Annotated in this window: 14 protein-coding genes and 1 pseudogene; 8 read left to right on the plus strand and 7 right to left on the minus strand. The window is 47.0% G+C overall.

The genetic code is table 11. From position 1 onward, the window contains the following. Nucleotides 1-38: 38 nt before the first annotated feature. On the minus strand, nt 39-287 hold the full coding sequence (locus QUB04_RS23110) for a gamma-aminobutyric acid A receptor, epsilon-like protein (RefSeq protein ID WP_333205858.1): 249 nt from the start codon (nt 285-287) through the stop codon (nt 39-41). A gap of 358 nt (nt 288-645) precedes the next feature. On the opposite strand from QUB04_RS23110, the gene QUB04_RS23115 reads away from it, so the two are divergent. From QUB04_RS23115 to QUB04_RS23130, 4 genes are all read left to right on the plus strand, one after another. Beyond that, nucleotides 646-2,208, plus strand: coding sequence for an aminotransferase class I/II-fold pyridoxal phosphate-dependent enzyme (locus tag QUB04_RS23115; protein ID WP_333287947.1), 1,563 nt, complete (start codon nt 646-648; stop codon nt 2,206-2,208). A 99-nt stretch (nt 2,209-2,307) separates the two neighbouring features. Continuing rightward, nucleotides 2,308-2,901: a precorrin-6Y C5,15-methyltransferase subunit CbiT gene (gene cbiT, locus QUB04_RS23120; protein WP_333105613.1), complete on the plus strand. Its 594-nt coding sequence runs from the start codon at nt 2,308-2,310 to the stop codon at nt 2,899-2,901. A 377-nt stretch (nt 2,902-3,278) separates the two neighbouring features. Then, nucleotides 3,279-4,196, plus strand: a complete 918-nt coding sequence (locus QUB04_RS23125) for a phosphatidate cytidylyltransferase (RefSeq protein ID WP_333287949.1) — start codon at nt 3,279-3,281, stop codon at nt 4,194-4,196. A 14-nt stretch (nt 4,197-4,210) separates the two neighbouring features. Then, the gene (locus QUB04_RS23130) at nt 4,211-4,534 is read left to right on the plus strand and encodes a hypothetical protein (protein ID WP_333287951.1); all 324 of its coding nucleotides are present in this window, start codon (nt 4,211-4,213) and stop codon (nt 4,532-4,534) included. Here the strand turns inward: QUB04_RS23130 and QUB04_RS23135 are convergent, their stop codons facing one another. Then, nucleotides 4,535-5,386, minus strand: coding sequence for a DUF2993 domain-containing protein (locus tag QUB04_RS23135; RefSeq protein WP_333287953.1), 852 nt, complete (start codon nt 5,384-5,386; stop codon nt 4,535-4,537). It abuts the gene before it with no gap. A 557-nt stretch (nt 5,387-5,943) separates the two neighbouring features. On the opposite strand from QUB04_RS23135, the gene QUB04_RS23140 reads away from it, so the two are divergent. Together QUB04_RS23140 and QUB04_RS23145 are read left to right on the plus strand one after the other, a co-directional pair. Beyond that, nucleotides 5,944-6,738 carry a pseudouridine synthase gene (locus QUB04_RS23140; RefSeq protein WP_333288004.1) on the plus strand — a complete coding sequence of 265 codons (795 nt, stop codon included), beginning with the start codon at nt 5,944-5,946 and terminating at the stop codon, nt 6,736-6,738. Next, complete coding sequence (locus QUB04_RS23145; protein WP_333287955.1) at nt 6,735-7,616, plus strand: RodZ domain-containing protein; 882 nt, start codon at nt 6,735-6,737, stop codon at nt 7,614-7,616. The genes QUB04_RS23140 and QUB04_RS23145 overlap by 4 nt, the downstream gene beginning before the upstream one ends. Before the next feature lie 476 nt (nt 7,617-8,092). Here QUB04_RS23145 and malQ read toward each other — a convergent pair whose 3' ends face one another. From malQ to iscB, 5 genes and pseudogenes are all read right to left on the minus strand, one after another. Beyond that, nucleotides 8,093-9,601, minus strand: a complete 1,509-nt coding sequence (malQ, locus tag QUB04_RS23150) for a 4-alpha-glucanotransferase (RefSeq protein ID WP_333287957.1) — start codon at nt 9,599-9,601, stop codon at nt 8,093-8,095. A gap of 463 nt (nt 9,602-10,064) precedes the next feature. After that, entirely contained in the window at nt 10,065-10,190 is a 126-nt protein-coding gene (locus tag QUB04_RS23155; RefSeq protein WP_333157538.1) for a photosystem II protein Y, read from the minus strand. 175 nt (nt 10,191-10,365) lie between these two features. Then, the gene (locus QUB04_RS23160; protein WP_333287959.1) at nt 10,366-11,124 is read right to left on the minus strand and encodes a MinD/ParA family protein; all 759 of its coding nucleotides are present in this window, start codon (nt 11,122-11,124) and stop codon (nt 10,366-10,368) included. A gap of 74 nt (nt 11,125-11,198) precedes the next feature. Continuing rightward, the gene (locus QUB04_RS23165; RefSeq protein WP_333287961.1) at nt 11,199-12,989 is read right to left on the minus strand and encodes a CHASE2 domain-containing protein; all 1,791 of its coding nucleotides are present in this window, start codon (nt 12,987-12,989) and stop codon (nt 11,199-11,201) included. Nucleotides 12,990-13,061: 72 nt separating this feature from the next. Beyond that, nucleotides 13,062-14,335: pseudogene (iscB, locus tag QUB04_RS23170) on the minus strand (RNA-guided endonuclease IscB). A 584-nt stretch (nt 14,336-14,919) separates the two neighbouring features. On the opposite strand from iscB, the gene QUB04_RS23175 reads away from it, so the two are divergent. Both QUB04_RS23175 and QUB04_RS23180 read left to right on the plus strand, forming a co-directional pair. Further along, nucleotides 14,920-15,660 (plus strand): DUF928 domain-containing protein, encoded by a 741-nt coding sequence (locus QUB04_RS23175; protein WP_333287962.1) that lies wholly within the window; start codon nt 14,920-14,922, stop codon nt 15,658-15,660. Nucleotides 15,661-15,801: 141 nt separating this feature from the next. Next, a complete protein-coding gene (locus tag QUB04_RS23180) occupies nt 15,802-16,536 on the plus strand; it encodes a DUF928 domain-containing protein (RefSeq protein ID WP_333287964.1) in 735 nt (244 codons plus the stop codon). The last annotated feature ends 322 nt before the right edge of the window (nt 16,537-16,858 follow it).

Genomic DNA, 16,858 nt, shown 5'->3' on the forward strand with positions numbered 1-16,858 from the left:
CAAACAATCTTAAATTTTGCGCTCGACTAAAACATAATTTAAACAGGTTCAGGGATTGTCTGAGGAATAGGTTCCGGCACTGTCTGAGGAATGGGAGAGGGTACAGTTTCCGGCACCGGTTCGGGAATTGGCTGCGGAATTGGCGCAGGTACGGGTTCCGGTACAAAGCCGGGAATCGGTTCGGGTACTGGGCCCGGCACTGGTGGCGATGCGGGTATAGTCGGCAGCCCCGGTTCGGTACTGGGAATCTGCGGGCCGGGAAATGGACTAGGGTTGGGAAAAATCATGTTAGTGTTTTGCTCGCTAATAGAGATGTTCCAAAAACATTTTGTCGCCACTTCTAGCTATATTTTTCTACAAAATTAACCGAGTTGTGGTATGGTTTTATATCATAATTTTAAACTCAAGATTCCAGCGATAACATCTATCTAAATAGCTATAATTAACTGTTAGTTTCGCATAAATTTATGCCTTTAGCATTAAACTAAGTAGGTGGTTACAAATAAACATTAGATGGGGAGGGCGCGTGAGGAAAGCAAGAAACTGCCTGAGAGTAAAGGTACTGGCCGGGCCCGTCCCTACAAGATATTATGGTTTTTTCATATCGCTCTACTTAGATATCAAATACAGCAATCAAGATTAATCGTGTCACCAGCAAACTCTCAAACAAGAACTCCCCTATTAGATGCTTTGCGCGATCGCACAAATCACCCGCACGCCCCATTCTACGCCCCCGGACATAAACGCGGACAAGGAATCTCTCAACCCCTAATTGACTTATTCGGTGCGGCAGTATTTCGATCGGATTTGCCGGAATTGCCGGAATTAGATAATCTCTTTAATCCAGAAGGTGCAATTGCTGAAGCTCAAGACTTAGCCGCAGAAGCTTTTGGAGCAAAATCAACTCGGTTTTTGGCCAACGGTTCGACTTGCGGTATTATCGCGGCCATCTTAGCGACTTGCGGCCCTGGCGATAAAATTATCCTACCTCGAAATATCCACTCCTCGGCAATTTCTGGTTTAATTTTATCCGGTGCAATTCCAATTTTTGTCAATCCAGAGTACAACCCGGATTGGGATATTGCCAACAGCATCACCCCAGAAGCGACAGCCTCCGCATTAGAACAACATCCCGACGCCAAAGCAGTAATGATGGTTTACCCAACCTATCACGGCGTCTGCGGGAATTTGCGGGCGATCGCCCAAATTACCCATCAATACAACATACCGTTATTAGTAGACGAAGCCCACGGCGCGCACTTTAACTTTCATCCAAACTTGCCAGAATCGGCACTATCAGCCGGTGCAGATTTAACAGTACAATCAATCCACAAAACCCTCGGTGCAATGACACAAGCATCGATGCTGCACGTCAAGGGCGATCGCATAGATATCCAAAAATTAAATAGAGCATTGCAGTTAGTACAATCTACCAGTCCGAGTTACATACTATTAGCATCCCTAGACGCAGCCCGCCAACAAATCGCACTCCACGGCAAAGAGTTAATGGCGCAAACTTTACAGCTAGCCGAAAAAGCGCGATCGCGCATCAGTCAAATTCCAGGCTTATCTGTTTTAGAACCGTTAAATACACCTGGTTTTGCAGCATTAGACCGCACCAGGCTAACAGTAAAAGTATCAGATTTAGGAATCACAGGATTTGCAGCAGATGAAATTCTGCACTCTCAACTTGCCGTCACCGCAGAACTTCCCATGCCGCAACATTTAACATTTATTATCAGCTTGGGAAATACAGAATTAGATATTGACAATTTAGTTAAAGCTTGTACTTTTTTAGAAGCAAGAAGGAAGAAGGAAGAAGAAAGTTCGGCAACGGATTCTGTAACGGATGTAACGGATGTCAGGAAGAAGGAAGAAGTCCGAAAGAAGAAGTCCGAGATAAGAAGTCCGATGTCCGATGGAAGATTTGCCCAATCTCCCACTCTCGCACTCTCCCCCTCTCCCCCTCTCCTTTCCCCCCGCGAGGCCTTCTTTTTCCCAGCGGAAACAGTACCTGCAGACAAAGCAGTCGATCGCCTGTGCGCCGAACTCATCTGTCCCTATCCCCCAGGAATACCAGTCCTGATGCCCGGTGAAATCATTACCCCAGCAGCCGTTGACTACCTGCAACAAATCCTTGCCGCCGGTGGCAAAATCACAGGTTGTAGCGATCCCAACCTCCAAACTCTCAAGGTTGTGCGACAGTAAATATTAAGGCTTGGAGGAAATTGGGAGAATTTCTACTTCTTCCGCGAGTTCCAACTTCGGTCTTGCTTCACTCAAAAATCAAAAATCAAAAATATAACTATGCTTTGGCCCTACGTCACTCCAGGCATCCCGGATGACTTATTTGAACGTTTACCGGGAATTCCCATGAGTAAGCGAGAAGTCCGACTGCTGTTAATCTCCCACCTGCGGCTGCAAGCAGATTCAGTCGTGTGGGACATCGGTGCAGGTACTGGTACGATCGCCGTAGAAACAGGTTTGCTGTGTCCCAAAGGTCGGATTATCGCCGTCGAAAGGGACGAAGAAGTAGCAAGCTTGATTCGCAGAAATTGCGATCGATTCGATCTCGACAACGTAGAAGTCATAGAAGGCAGTGCCCCGGAATGCCTGGAAAACCTGCCCCAACCCCCCCACAGAGTCTGCATCGAAGGAGGTCGCCCCATTAAAGCCATTCTCCAAGAAGTCTGGCGGTACTTGCAACCCCACGGTAGAGTTGTCGCCACAGCATCGAATTTAGAGAATCTTTACGCCCTTTCCGAAGGGTTCGCCGAGTTACAAGTCCGCAACATTGAAGTAGTCCAGTCCGCCGTCAACCGCTTGGAGACTCGCGGCCTCAGTCAAACCTTTGCCGCCGTCAATCCCATATTTATTCTCAGCGGCGAAAAGCTGGATTAGAAGTTAGTTGACAGTTGACAGTTGACAGTTGACAGTTGACAGTTGACAGTTGACAGTTGACAGTTAACTTTAACCTGGTTCCTCGGCAGATCCTGGGAATACATACCCAATGCCCCATGCCCTATGCCCTATGCCCATTCCTAAATGTAATTCTTAACCTTTTTTACGTTCAATTAACCTTCATACTTAAGAATAGGGGCCACCATAGCTGGATTGACCGCCTGACTTGAGATATTGGATGACCGATGGGGGATGGGGGTTAGTTGTGCAAGGGATCAACTCGTGCTCTAGAAAAATCCAAAATCTCAAATCCAAAATCCAAAATCCAAAATCCAAAATCGAATGATCCACCGCCGTCTGCAAGAGAAATTCATTTTATGCCTTGGTCTCGTATCCTGAGTGGAATAGTTGCGATCGCCCTTGCTTTGGGAATGATTATTATGGGCGGATGGTACTTCACCGTCGGCTTTGGAGTCATCGTCTACCTAGGGCAATTGGAATATTTTCAATTAGCCAGGGCTAAAGGTATTGCACCCGCTGCCAAAACTACCTTAGCCGTCAGTCAAGGGCTATTAATTACTGCCGCCCTAGCACCGGAACTCGTAGATGCCATGTTCCCCTTAGCGGGAACCTTAATTTGTTTCTACCTGTTATTCCAACCTAAATTATCGACGATCGCCGATATTGCCTCCTCAGTTTTAGGATTGTTCTACGGCGGTTATTTGCCCAGCTATTGGGTACGGCTGCGAGTCGGCCTCGACCCCGGCAATCTTGCTACAACCCAACTTTCGCAAGCAGTAGCAAGCAATTTGCCCGTTAACATTTCCTCGCCGCCGTCTTGGACAACTTCCAGCCATATATCTTTAGGATTGACTTCGCTGCTGCTGGCTTTCTTCTGTATCTGGGCCGCTGACATTGGGGCTTATTTTGTCGGCAAATTCTTCGGCCGCACTAGCCTATCCCACATCAGCCCCAAAAAAACCGTTGAAGGTGCCGTATTTGGAGTTTGTGGCAGCATCACCGTGGCAGTCGCTGGTTCTTGGTATTTACACTGGCCGGGGTGGCAGTATACTGGGGCTGCTTTTGGTCTGTTGATTGGGGTTGCTAGCCTGTTGGGAGATTTAACTGAGTCGATGATGAAGCGAGACGCCGGCGTTAAGGATTCGGGACAGTTGATCCCCGGTCACGGCGGCATTCTCGATCGCACCGACAGTTATGTTTTTACCGCGCCGTTAGTCTACTATTTTGTCACTTTACTGTTGCCCGCGATCGACTCTTTTTTAATTAATCGGTAATTGGGAATTGGGAATTGGGAATTGGGCATTGGGCATTGGGCATTGGGCATTGGGCATTGGGAATGGGGAATTGGGCATTGGGAATTGGGAATTGGGAATTGGGAATTGGGAATTGGGAATTGGGAATTGGGAATTGGGCCTTGGGAATTGGGCATTGGGCATTGGGAATTGGGAATTGGGAATTGGGAATTGGGCATTGGGCATTGGGTATGTATTCCCAGGATCTACCGAAGAACCAGGTTAAAGCCAACTGTCAACTGTCAACTGTCAACTGTCAACTGTCAACTGTCAACTGTCAACTGTCAACTGTCAACTGTCAACTGTCAACAGTCAACTAACTAAGGCAAAACTCTAATTCCTCCCCGACAAACCATCTCCCCCGGACTCAAAATCAATTCTTCTATCTCAACTTCCGGCCCAAAATCAATTTGAAAACCATTGAAATCACTGCTCTTTAATTCTCCATCGAGTTCGATTTCTGGTGATTCAAACATCAATTCGCGACCGCTGGCTATCCGCAAACCAGTCCGCAATACCAAAGGAATTTGCCTACCGCCAGCGCGCAAAATTGCCGCCGAAAGCGTCAACAAACCCGCCTCAATTACAATCTGCGAATTTTGCAACTTCAGCGACTTTTCCCTATCTGTTAGTGGCAGCATAGGCAGCAAAAATTCGCTCAAAGCATCAGCCAGCAAAGGCGCTTTCAGCGACGCATTCAAATCCGCTTGGCTGACCCTCAAAACGCCTGCCACGGGAACGGATTCCAGGAGGCGCAGGGGTTGGCCTTTGAGAGCTTGACCGAGGTTGATGCGAATGCCGCAGCCCTCTATGGCAACTTCAGTTAGGTGTAGTCCTTTATACACAGCACCGATCGCGGCAGCGGTGACTTTGGGGATCGCACCGCTGAAGATTTGTCGATCGCTCCCCTCAATTTTCACCTTCAACTCGTCCACGTGCTGAACTTGCGATCGCAGCCACAACTGCACCGCCGGAGACAGCACCGCGCTCGCGATCCGGCTGCCTTGACTCGGCGAAGGTCTCCCCGGTTCCTCGCCGAGATTAACAGTCCCACCAGAGCCAGCAGCGCCATCTCTATTGTCAAATTGAAGAGAGTTTCGATCGACAGTCATAAACAATTTCAGAATATAAACCTTAATATTCAAGCACAGAAATTTAACTAGAGCTTGCACATCCAATCTCAAAAACCCGGTTTCTGCACAGATATATCGCCGTCAACCTCTGATTTTCCTGAGAAACCGGGTTGATGAACACAAGTCCGATTCACTCCAAAATCAAGCAGAAATCTGGCATCAGCCACGCCAGAAGCAGAAAAATTCTCACCTTTGTCCCCTTGGGATCTTTGGGTAGTTCACGAGTTGTGCGATCCCGATGAAAAATTCGCGATCGAGCGTATAAATTTAACCAGGAGTACGGGATTTATGGTAGTGTTGGTTTATGGTCGGGTCAGACCCACACCTTTCAAACCAGCCGCAAACCAACGGTGCAAACCTGTGCCTGCCGCGAGTCTTTTCGTCGTAGTTTTTGCACAGCATTCAGGGTAATGCCATCAGGACAATCTGCACCGGGCACAAGGACAATCTGTGCCAGGCCGGGCGTCCTGTAATAATTGGTCAGCATTATAATTTATTCCCAATCAGGAATTGAGCATTGCTAGTACGGTTAATCAATTAACCGTGTCGTGTTTCCTCCCCACCGCTGGCTCGTTGGGGATTTCCACACTCCCGTCATGTCTGATGAAAGGCTGCAAAAAATCCTCGCCCAGTGGGGCATTGCCTCTCGTCGTCTTGCAGAACAGATGATTGTAGCTGGACGAGTCCGAGTTAATGGCAATATTGTTCGCTTAGGAGAAAAAGCGAATCCCGATCGCGATCTCATCCAAGTCGATGGAGTCCCGGTGAAACCAACGGATCGACCCGCACAGGTATATCTGTTGCTCAACAAACCGGCAGGCGTAGTTTCTACTTGCAGCGATCCAAGGGCCCGATCGAAAGTTCTTGACTTGCTGCCACCACAACTGCGATCCGGTCAAGGCATCCACCCCGTAGGACGCTTAGATGCAGATTCCACCGGCGCCCTCTTGCTCACCAATGATGGTAAGCTGACATTTTGTTTGACCCATCCGCGTCACTCGATCGCCAAAACTTATCAGGTTTGGGTGAGCGGCGATCCCCCGGAACCCATACTACAAACGTGGCGTCAGGGCATCATCTTGTCCGGCAGAAAAACTTTGCCCGCGAAAGTTAAAGTTATCGATCGCGCGCAAGACCAAACTCTGTTAGAAGTAATTCTATCAGAAGGCAGAAACCGACAGATTCGGCGAACAGCCGAGCTGTTGGGATATCCCGTGGTGCGCCTGCACCGCACAGCCATTGGCCCGATTCAATTGCAGCGGCCCGGTTCGCCAATATTGGCACCAGGCTGCTGCCGACCCCTAGAAGATGCGGAAATTATTTATTTATGGAATCTAGTCAACCTAACATCAATAAGCGTGCCAGTAAATTCCCAGGAGCACAGCATATGACAAAGAATTTATTGTTTTTATTCTTCAAAACAACTAAGCAGAAACTGCACTCCCAAGAGCCAGAAACAGCTCAGAAGAAGCTAGCGGAAATTGGAACTAAACTCCGTCAGTACCGCGAACAGCAGTCGATTTGTTTGGACAAAGTAGCCGTGGTAACAATGATTCGGCGGAATCTGCTACAAGCAATCGAGGACGGTCAACTCGACCAACTTCCCGAACCCGTCTACACTCAGGGTTTGATCAAGCGCTACGCTGAAGCAATGGGTTTGGACGGAAATCAGTTTGCCGAATTTTTCCCGATCGAACCGCCGCCCCGATCGAGAACCAAGCTATCCTGGCAAGATGGGCCTCAGTTGCGGCCGATGCACCTCTACCTCTTTTACACATTTCTAATTATCTGTTCGGTCAATGTCTTATCTCAGTTGATGAGCGGTTCTCTTACCGCAAAAAACCGTGCGGGAGCCGAAGAACTAGCGCTTGGTCAGCAAGAACAAGCTCGCGCCGCTGCTGAGGCATCGAGAGCCTCACAAAATCAGAAACCCGATAGTTACGAGGCTGTCGAAGCAGTAAGAACCGGTCAAAATTCAAATAAATCTGGCAATAAACCAGTAATGGTTAACGTCACTTTTAAAGCAGAATCGTGGATGCAGGTTGAAGTCGATGGTAAAACAGAGTTTGAGGGAACTTTGCCGACCGGGACTGTTCGCACCTGGGGGGCTCAAAAGCAATTAGTAGTGGTAGCAGGTAACGCCGGCGGGGTAATGGTTGCTGTTAATAACGGACAAGCCGAACTACTCGGAGTTCCTGGAGTCGCCAAAGAAGTTGTTTTTAAAGCAGAGGAACTCAATCCTTCAGCACCGCCCAAGAATGAAGGTTGAGTGTTAATTGGTAATGGTTAATGGGTAATAGGTAATAGGGGGCAGTCCACAGAGTTTAATTAGAATGTCCGTCTTGATTCACTCATTACCAATTACCAATTACCCATTAGATCAAATCCGGTTGCCTCGGAATAGTCAAATCCATCCAGTCACCAATCAAGAATCACGGATGGTGCAACCGGATTTGATAGAATTCATCCGCGTTCATCTGTGTTTATCTGCCTGTATCTGCGGTCAAAAAAAGAGAATTTCTCCGGCCGCAGAGGACAAGGGATTGACGCCCATTTACGCAGATCAAGAGTATAGAGATAGGAATAATTCCGATGCTAACAGATTTGATATAGCCTTTCTCAAAAAAGTGAGGTATGCCCTATGCCCTATGCCCTATGCCCTATGCCCTATGCCGGATAGTACCTCATCTTTCTGAGAAAGGCTATATTACCCATTAACAATTACCAATTACCCCTTCCCGACAATCAATGTTTATTAGGAGCGCGGCCGGAGATGTAAGTCATGGTTTTGAGCCGATCGCGCACTTCCCAATTCAAAGCTTCAGGTCGATACCGCCAGCCCCAATTTCCCTCTGCTTTCCCCGGAAAATTCATCCGCGCGTCTGTAGCCAAACCCAACAAGTCTTGAAACGGCACAATTGCCAAATTAGCAACAGACATCCAACCCATGCGGATTAAAGACCAGTGAATTCCTTGGGGATCGATGCAGCCCAAATAACGATAAACGTCATCTCTTTCGTAGTGTTGCAGTTGATTGAACCATCCGACAGTCGTGTCGTTGTCGTGAGTGCCGGTGTAAACTACGCAGTTGCGATCGTAATTGAAAGGCAAAAAAGGCTCGCCCGGGCCTGAGTTAAAAGCAAACTGCAAAATCTTCATTCCCGGAAACTCGAACCGATCGCGCAAAGCTTCCACTTCTGGAGTAATTACCCCTAAATCTTCAGCGATAATCGGCAAGTTGCCAAACTTTTCATTAATTAGATCCAACAAAGCTGTTCCCGGCGCTTTAATCCACTCTCCGTACATAGCAGTTTCTTGCCCGCGCTTCACCGCCCAGTAAGCCTCAAATCCTCGAAAGTGGTCGATCCGAGTCACGTCTACATAAGCGAAAATCGCTTCAAAACGCTGCACCCACCACTCGAAATTAGTGGCTTGCAACTTCTCCCAATTGTATACGGGGTTGCCCCACAATTGACCTGTATTGCTGAAGTAATCTGGGGGAACTCCGGCCATTAAAGCTGCTTCTCCGGTGGCTTCATCCAAGCAAAATATTTCTGGATTAGACCATACATCCGCGCTATCGTGAGCTACATAAATCGGAATATCGCCAATAATTTTAATGTCCCGCATATTAGCATAGCCTTTCAACTCTGTCCACTGGCGAAAAAACTCAAACTGGACGTATTTGTAGTAATAAATCTCAGCATTTAGCTGCTGGCGCCACTTCTCTAGCGACTCTGGCTCTCTACGGGCAATTTCTGGTTCCCAATTGTTCCAGCTAACACCGCCAAAGTGATCTTTTAGTGCCATAAATAAGGCGTAATCTTCCAGCCAATTCTCTTTGCTTTCGCAAAAACCTGAGAATTCTTTTTGCTGGATCGGGGATGCTTTGGCTTTGAAGTTTTCGCAAGCTTTTTTTAGCAAAGGCACTTTCAGGGCGATCGCCCGCTCGAAGTCTACATAATCGAGCGGAAATTCTGGTAAATTAGCGAAGTCTTCATCGGCGAGCCATTGAGCGTCCCGCAGCATTTCTGGGTTGATCAGCAGCGGATTTCCCGCCATTGCTGAATAGCACGAATAAGGAGAATTTCCGTATCCTGTCGGGCCCAGCGGCAATACCTGCCAGTATTGCTGGTCGCTCTCAACTAAAAAGTCAATAAAGCGATATGCTTCTATTCCCATGTCCCCAATGCCAAATCGGCTGGGAAAGGATGTGGGGTGGACTAGCATGCCGCTCGATCGGGGAAAAAGCATAATCTATCTAAAGATATAGGAATTTAACATTGACAATTTGACCTATCTTCCCTACGAGTTAAACTTCGTAGTTTTTAGGGCGATTGTTAGGGCAAATACTTTTGTGATTGTCTCATATTTTCTGCGATAACGTGCTTACCAAATATTTTTAGGGCACTCTACTCATAAATCCTGAGTAAAGTTCAAAACATCAAAATCAGAAATTACACGCTCGCCCTGCTTTCACAGCTAGGTTTTTTTACCCAGGCTCGTTTGCTGGAACAAAGTATTTTGCTTGAGCGTACCCGGTTTCTGCCTAATCTTTAAATTTAACTTTTCTTGGGTTTTTGCCCCATCTCTCTGCAGTCGTAAATTGCCCACCAAGAATCAGCCATCACTGAAGCAGATCCCATGCACAAATCAGCCGGCTGTTTTGTATCTCAAACAACAGCCGGCTGCGAAATTACTGGTGATAATGCTTAGTTCATGCTTGCTTGTTCAACATTTTCTGCACTTGTTTGAGAGCTATACTGCCGATGTTGTAAGCAGCCCAGCCGCCCGCCAACAATACGGGCATCAATACTATTAGTATGCGGAAGTCAAATTCCATGAGTTCTCCTCCTAAAGTTTTTTAACAAATTCTCATAATCTATTTGTATCTCATTTTGTCGCGATTCTCTTGACTGTTTAACCAAATATTCGGGATACGCAGGAGGACATCGCTCCGCAGGAATGGAGAGCGAAAGCGAAACTCCTGGGCGGGCGATCGGCATTCGCTGCAGCAATTATCCCACAATCTGTTTGGCAATCCCTTCCACAACCTTAGTTAGAGGGTCGTTAGGGAAGTGCAGCGCAAACACTCCCTTGCTGGCGAGCAGCATCATCTGGTCGCTGTGGGGCAGTACCCCTGCCACTGGGATGTTGTAAATACTCTCTACTTGTTGCTTCAAATCCTCGAAATCTAGGGATTCAGGGGCTTTATTGATAGTCATCAAAATCTTGGGAACTTCTAATTTGCGGGCCACATCTACCGTGACAGCCGTTCCCTGAAAATCTTGCTGATCCGGACGCAGAATCAGCAGCAGGATGTCGGAAATGGTGATGCTGAGGAGGGTTTCTTCGTTGAGCCCCGGGTGCGTGTCTATAAATAGGTAGTCTAAGTTCAAAACCTCGATCAGTTCTTGAAAGCCGTCGGTAAGCAGTCCCACGTCGTAGCCTTCCCGCAAAACTCGCGCTATCTCCCCTGCTTTAATGCTCGAAGGAATCAGGTAGAGGTTGCCGTTACTGGCTAATTTTGGCAGCAGCGAACTCACATTGTAGGCCGTATCCGCGATCGGACAGCGGCCCCACAGGTAATCGTTCAGGCAGCGATCCATGTTGCTCTCGCTGAAACCGAACAGCACGTGAATCCCCGGTGATTGAATGTCTGTGTCCACAATGGCGACCCGATTTCCGCCGCGAGCGATAATAGATGCCAGGTTTGCTGTCGTGTTCGATTTGCCAGTTCCGCCCCGGTAAGAGTGGACAGAGATGATTTTGGACATGATCTGCGTATTAGGGTAAGAAACTGCGAGAACCCATTATGATGCAATTCTCGATGATGCAGTAGAGTTGTCGGTCATTCTTCCTTCCCCCCCAAATCCTCCTTATCTGTGAAAGTATCAATTTTTTCCTCTTTTATCATCTTTTGGGCGCCCCTGCGCTGCCGCATCTGTTTGGCTTTGGTTTGCAAATCGCTCAACTCGTCATCAGGTTTAGTTTCGGCTGAACTAGCACGACAACCGGTATCTATCGGGACACCCGTTTGAGAGCCGCTTTCCGATTCAGTCACGGCGGCGCGCTGCTTCTGCTGTTTGGCTTTTTCCTGCAACTGAGCTAAGTAATCGTCTGTCTGACTTTCGGCCTTGGGAAGCTCTGGGGTACTTGCAGTTATTTCTTGGGGTTCGGAAGGTGTTTTTTCAGAGGTTTCTTGTTTGCTAATCCTCAGTTTATCTTTCTTTTGCTGCAATTCTTTAAAGAAATCCGATTCTGTGATTTCTGCGACTTGCTGTTCTTTTTTGGCTTGGTCTATTTCGATTTTGAAGACTTGTTTTACTCGATCGCTAATTGCTTTCCCGTATCCGGCTTTATTAAATCTGTCTGCTGATACTATGCTACCGCCAGTTACGATTAATGCTAAGGCTGGCGCTGCCACAGGCACCCACCCTCCCAACAGAAAAATCCCAAAGCCGATCGCGCAGCACCCCGACAGCAGTGCTCCGAATGTCACTGTCAACTTCGCTGGGTGAGCCATCCGCGATGCCAAGGTTCCTCCCACAATTGACCATCCCGAAATCCACAAGATTTCTGCCCATTCCGGCCAAAACCAAAACATCGGTCTGTTGTCTAAAACTGTACTCAAAATTTGGCTGACCACTTGTGCGTGTGCCACGATACCAGGCATGAATTGGTTGCTTTGCTGTCGCCCACTGTAAGGAGTATAAAACAAATCTTTAACGGTTTCCGTGGTGTAACCGATGAGAACTATTTTATCTTTAACTAAATTTGGGTCAACTTTCCCTTCTAAAACATCCGTAATTCTGACTTGGTTTGCGACTTGCCGCCTGGAACGATAGTTAATTAATATTTGATATCCCCTGACATCAGCATTTTTGTATCCTCCGTCATTGCTTGCTAGTTGTTTTAATTGGGTGTTTCCCAGCCATAAAGATTGATCGGGTGCCAGTTTGGGATAGATTTTTTGCCCTTGCAGGTAGCGGAGTGCTAGCTGGAGGTTGAAGGAAGCTAAAACTTGAGAATTGTCATTGCAAAGATGTTTTTGGGCCGAGGAGTTGCCCTCAATTGTCGGCGGTTTCATAAATAATAAAGCCCTGCGGAGTATGCCACCCGGATCGACTCCGAAATCTGCAAATCCCACCCGGTTTTGTGGCAGCCCCGGCGCAGGCGGAGAACCGGGATTGTCCGGGCTTCCGTCGGTGACTAAACATACCCCGATAATTCGATCGCTTTTTTGTAAAACTTTGGTTAATTCCTCGCGCCCGTCTCCTAAAGGTACGTCTCGCAGTATATCTAAACCGATGACTGCCGGCTGCATTTTGTCGAGTTTTTGTAAGATTTCAGCTATTTTGCGATCGGATATTGGCCACTGATTCAGTTTCTGAATGTCTGCTTCGGTAATCCCCACAACTAGCAAACGCGAGTCTGGCTGTTCATCGGGACGCCACCTCACCATTTGGTCGTAAGCGCTTAATTCTACTGGTTCGAGTATTCCTAGCTGTCTGGCCCCCATCAAGGATAATGTTACTGCCGCGCTGGCAATTAAGACAGACTTAGCCAATGCTAGTGATGGTTTATACCTTTGACTCAATTGAGTCGCTGCCGATCGAATTTTGTTAGATATTTTACTCATCTGTCTTCCCCCTTGGAGACTCCCGCTGTACCTGTACCCAGGTCAGCGGCGAGAGGAAAAGGGGGGCAAGGTTTATGCTGCATACGAATAACCATCCTTTCTGTGAACAATTGAACAATATTTGTGGCTAATTCCTGACACCAATTCGCTCGGCAGAAACATTGAATGAACCACTGGTTCTTACCGCAACACGTCCAACGTATGTACCAATTTTTTTACCAGAGGTTACAATCGCTTTGACAATATCTCCCGTTTGAAAACCTTTAACAAACTTAAACCGGGGAACATAGCGAGATGGAAAGCCAAATTTGTCGGTACGGCACATTTGACCTGTCCCGTGACCAGTTGCTTTGATCAATAGTGGCTTGTTTGTTAAAATCTTCAACGAATCAACCTTTCCGATACAAGCTGCGTCTAGCCAGTGAGTTTTAGTTAAATTTAGTCGAGTGCGATTGAACTTAGTTAAACCGCCACTGCCTGTAGAAACAGGCTTGCCTGTTGTACTGAGTCGATTAAATAATGTCCAACGAGTTGAGTTAACGGCTGCTGCGTCTTTTAATGGACGTTTTGCTTGAGATAGAATCCGCTTCAAAATCTCTGGTTTTTTAGACAAGAATTGCTCAATATCTTGAGTACCTTTCTTTTTGTTGCAAGCGTCGCCAGCAAGACAAAGATTAGAAATGCGATTAGATCCGTCTTTGGCTTTGGGATGAATATGTTCGACTTGTAGCGGTGTATTAATTTCACCACAGTAAGCGCATTTTCTCTCCCATTTGTTCAACAAATACTCGCGGATCTCATAGCCATGCAAAACGCCTTGTTGGTACTCGATTCCAGAAATCTCTGGGTTTTCTAATTGCTGTAAGTCAAATCGCACAAGCTCTTGAGCGATAGAAGCAATGGGGGCGAGTTTCATCAATCTAGTTACCCATGTTAGGGTTGTTTCGACACGATTTTGCAAACTTGGTGCTAACCAACCTTTAGGGCGATTCCTGTTTGAGAATCTAGCCCGACGATAGCGGGTATGGCGATTTCTCCTGCCTCTACGCAATGAACGGCGAGACTCCAGACTGGCTTTAATAGCTTGTCCGGGCGTGAGTTAGCTCTGCACCAAAGATTACGTTTTCTCCTTGTATTAACGCAATTCCAGTAGTTCGCGAGCCAGGATCTATTTTGAGTGTGATTGGTTTTTGCGGTACTGTTACCTCTACTTTCAAAATTAGCGTGAATGGATACCTTTTGAAGACAGCAGCTTTGCCATTGGTTAACAATTTACGTGCCAATCCTGGGCGGATTGGATTGAGCGGTCGTTTTTTGGTATCAAGTACAAAAACCAAATTAGACATTTAAGTCCTCCCTTACGGGGTAATGTTTGCTTCGTCAATGTTTAAGGTCGGTAACTATCTTAAAAGCACTGGCTTAACCCTTACACCTGTTTAACTTTTAAGTTCTAGAGCGGAAGACTAGCACGCATCCTCCGGTAGGTACTTGAACACTTGCCTTAAACGTAGTGGGCGAACCACTTAGACTGGTCAACTAGGCAATTTCTGTGCCCGCGCTGTCTCGGTACTCCGAGCAGCGCCGGGTGATTGACTATCCCAGCATAAAAGTTTGACTCGTTTCTGGAACAGCAGTTGTTTCACATTTCCCGCCTGCTGGAGACTTCCTCCATCTTAGAACACTCGGAAAATCCGACCACTTTGTTACAAAAATTTACAGTACGTGGCGAGCAACTGTATCCAATGATACTTGCGACCGAGGCAATCTGATTTTTCGGACGGAGAATCCACTTGCCGATCGAATTAATAAATGTTATTGATGATATGTAAAGGTTTAAATTGTGTATCTGCGCCCTCGACTAGCATCTCAAAAATATTTGTCGCCATCAGCGAATGCCTGTGTTTGCAATTATACTGAAAGGTACAACAAAATGAAACGTTTTCTACATCGGGCTACGCTTGCGGTCGCCGTATCTGCGATCGCAGCTACCGTCCCCAGTTCACTTGCACCGATGCGCGCACAATCCCAGCCGCTTCTGCTGAGTCAAAATTTTAATTTCCAGCCTCCCGACGTAACAGCCCCCGCCAACCGACAAGGAGGGGCACATCGCGGCAACAAGCTTTGTCCAGCGGGTTTATCTATTACTCCTTTAGTGCCTCCAACTAATATCGGTTTAACCCTAACAGATTCTCCCACAATTTTTGTCTATATTCCTAACACCTCGCCCGAAATAGAGTTTACTTTGCTCAACGAAAAGGAAGACAAAGTAGTCTACGAAAAAACCTTTAAACTTGACAAATCCGGGATTGTAGGAGTTAGTATTCCTGCTACAGTGGACAACAACAAATCCCTTGAAGTTGGCAAGCGATACGTATGGTCATTTTCGATGGTTTGCGACCCCGAAGACCGAGCTGCGGATTTAGTTGTTAAAGGGTTCGTGCAGCGAATTGAACCGCAGGCAACTCTCAAGAGCGATTTGGCAAATCCCGACCCGATGACTAGGCTCAACGTTTATGCTCAAAATGGGATTTGGTACGAAACTCTCGCTACTTTAGCCCAAATGCGGCGCCAGACACCGGGGGATGTGAAGCTGACAGCCAAGTGGACGCAATTATTGCAGTCCCAAGGACTGGAATCTGTTGCAACTCAACCACTGGTTGCGCCTCTTTAAATCTCGCTATTTCTTGAAGTTTGGTCGGTCTGCCGATGGCGATGTGAAAATTGACCCATTTACTCGATCGCGCCCGGAGCTAAAACTCCGGGTTAACATTAGAAATGCGCTCTATAAATATTTTTACAAGTGGGTGGAAAAATGAAACGTTTTATACATTTTACTGCACTGGTGATGACTGTATTGGCGATCGCCGTTACTCTCCCCAGTTTGCTGACACCGATGCAGGCTGTACCTGCACCCATTCTCCTGAGTCAGAATGTTAATTTCAAACCTCCCGATGTAACAGCCCCCGACAACCGGCAAGGGGGGACGCATCGAGGCTGTAAGTTACGGGATGGTTTATTCATTACTCCCTTAGTACCTGAAAGCAATATTGGCTTAACGCTAACAGAGTCGCCAACATTTTTTGTATATGTTTCTCAACCGGCAGCTCAAGTAGAGTTTATTTTGCTAAACGCAGATGAATCCGAAGTAGTTTACGAAACTACTTTAAAAAATGACAAAGCCGGAATAGTTGGAGTTAGCCTTTCGGAGAAAGACAAGACAAAAAAAATTGAGGTTGGTAAGCGATATGTCTGGTCGTTTGCACTAGCCTGCGATCCTCTGGAGCGTTCTGGAGATTATATTGTTAAAGGATGGATGCAGCGAATTGAACCCCAGGCAAATCTCAAGAACGATTTGGCAAATCCCGACCCTATGGCTAAGGTGATTGCTTATGCTAAAAATGGGATTTGGTACGAGACTCTTGCTACTCTAGCCGAAATGCGGCGTCTCGCACCCAATGATTCGCGGCTGACAACCGAGTGGACGCAATTGTTGCAGTCCCAAGGACTAGAATCGATTGCCGCTCAACCGCTAGTTCAGTCTTTTTAATAACGACTCTTCACCAATCATTGCTGATTGTTTGCACAGTCAATTCTTCAATGCTTCAATCCAGTTACCGAAAGCAGCCAGGGTACAAGCCCCCGTCTTTATCTTGGCACAACCAAAAAATAGTATCCGATAACAAGTCCCCGGAGTCATCAGTGATATCAAATCCGTTAGCATCGGAATAGTAAATTCGAGTTCACTGTTGACTGTTCACTGTTCACTGTTGACTGTTCACTGTTCACTGTTGACTGTTCACTGTTGACTGTTGACTGTTCACTGTTGACTGTTGACTGTTGACTGTTCACTGTTCACTGTCAACATCATT

Origin of the sequence: Microcoleus sp. D2_18a_B4 (genome assembly GCF_036702475.1) — a bacterium.
Classification (GTDB): domain Bacteria; phylum Cyanobacteriota; class Cyanobacteriia; order Cyanobacteriales; family Microcoleaceae; genus Microcoleus.

Coding starts and splice junctions, on each gene's coding strand:
- QUB04_RS23110 (WP_333205858.1), bottom strand. CDS start 287: ATGATTTTTCCCAACCCTAGTCCATTTCCCGGCCCGCAGATTCCCAGT.
- cbiT (WP_333105613.1), top strand. CDS start 2,308: ATGCTTTGGCCCTACGTCACTCCAGGCATCCCGGATGACTTATTTGAA.
- QUB04_RS23125 (WP_333287949.1), top strand. CDS start 3,279: ATGCCTTGGTCTCGTATCCTGAGTGGAATAGTTGCGATCGCCCTTGCT.
- QUB04_RS23140 (WP_333288004.1), top strand. CDS start 5,944: ATGTCTGATGAAAGGCTGCAAAAAATCCTCGCCCAGTGGGGCATTGCC.
- QUB04_RS23145 (WP_333287955.1), top strand. CDS start 6,735: ATGACAAAGAATTTATTGTTTTTATTCTTCAAAACAACTAAGCAGAAA.
- malQ (WP_333287957.1), bottom strand. CDS start 9,601: ATGCTTTTTCCCCGATCGAGCGGCATGCTAGTCCACCCCACATCCTTT.
- QUB04_RS23155 (WP_333157538.1), bottom strand. CDS start 10,190: ATGGAATTTGACTTCCGCATACTAATAGTATTGATGCCCGTATTGTTG.
- QUB04_RS23160 (WP_333287959.1), bottom strand. CDS start 11,124: ATGTCCAAAATCATCTCTGTCCACTCTTACCGGGGCGGAACTGGCAAA.
- QUB04_RS23165 (WP_333287961.1), bottom strand. CDS start 12,989: ATGAGTAAAATATCTAACAAAATTCGATCGGCAGCGACTCAATTGAGT.
- QUB04_RS23175 (WP_333287962.1), top strand. CDS start 14,920: ATGAAACGTTTTCTACATCGGGCTACGCTTGCGGTCGCCGTATCTGCG.
- QUB04_RS23180 (WP_333287964.1), top strand. CDS start 15,802: ATGAAACGTTTTATACATTTTACTGCACTGGTGATGACTGTATTGGCG.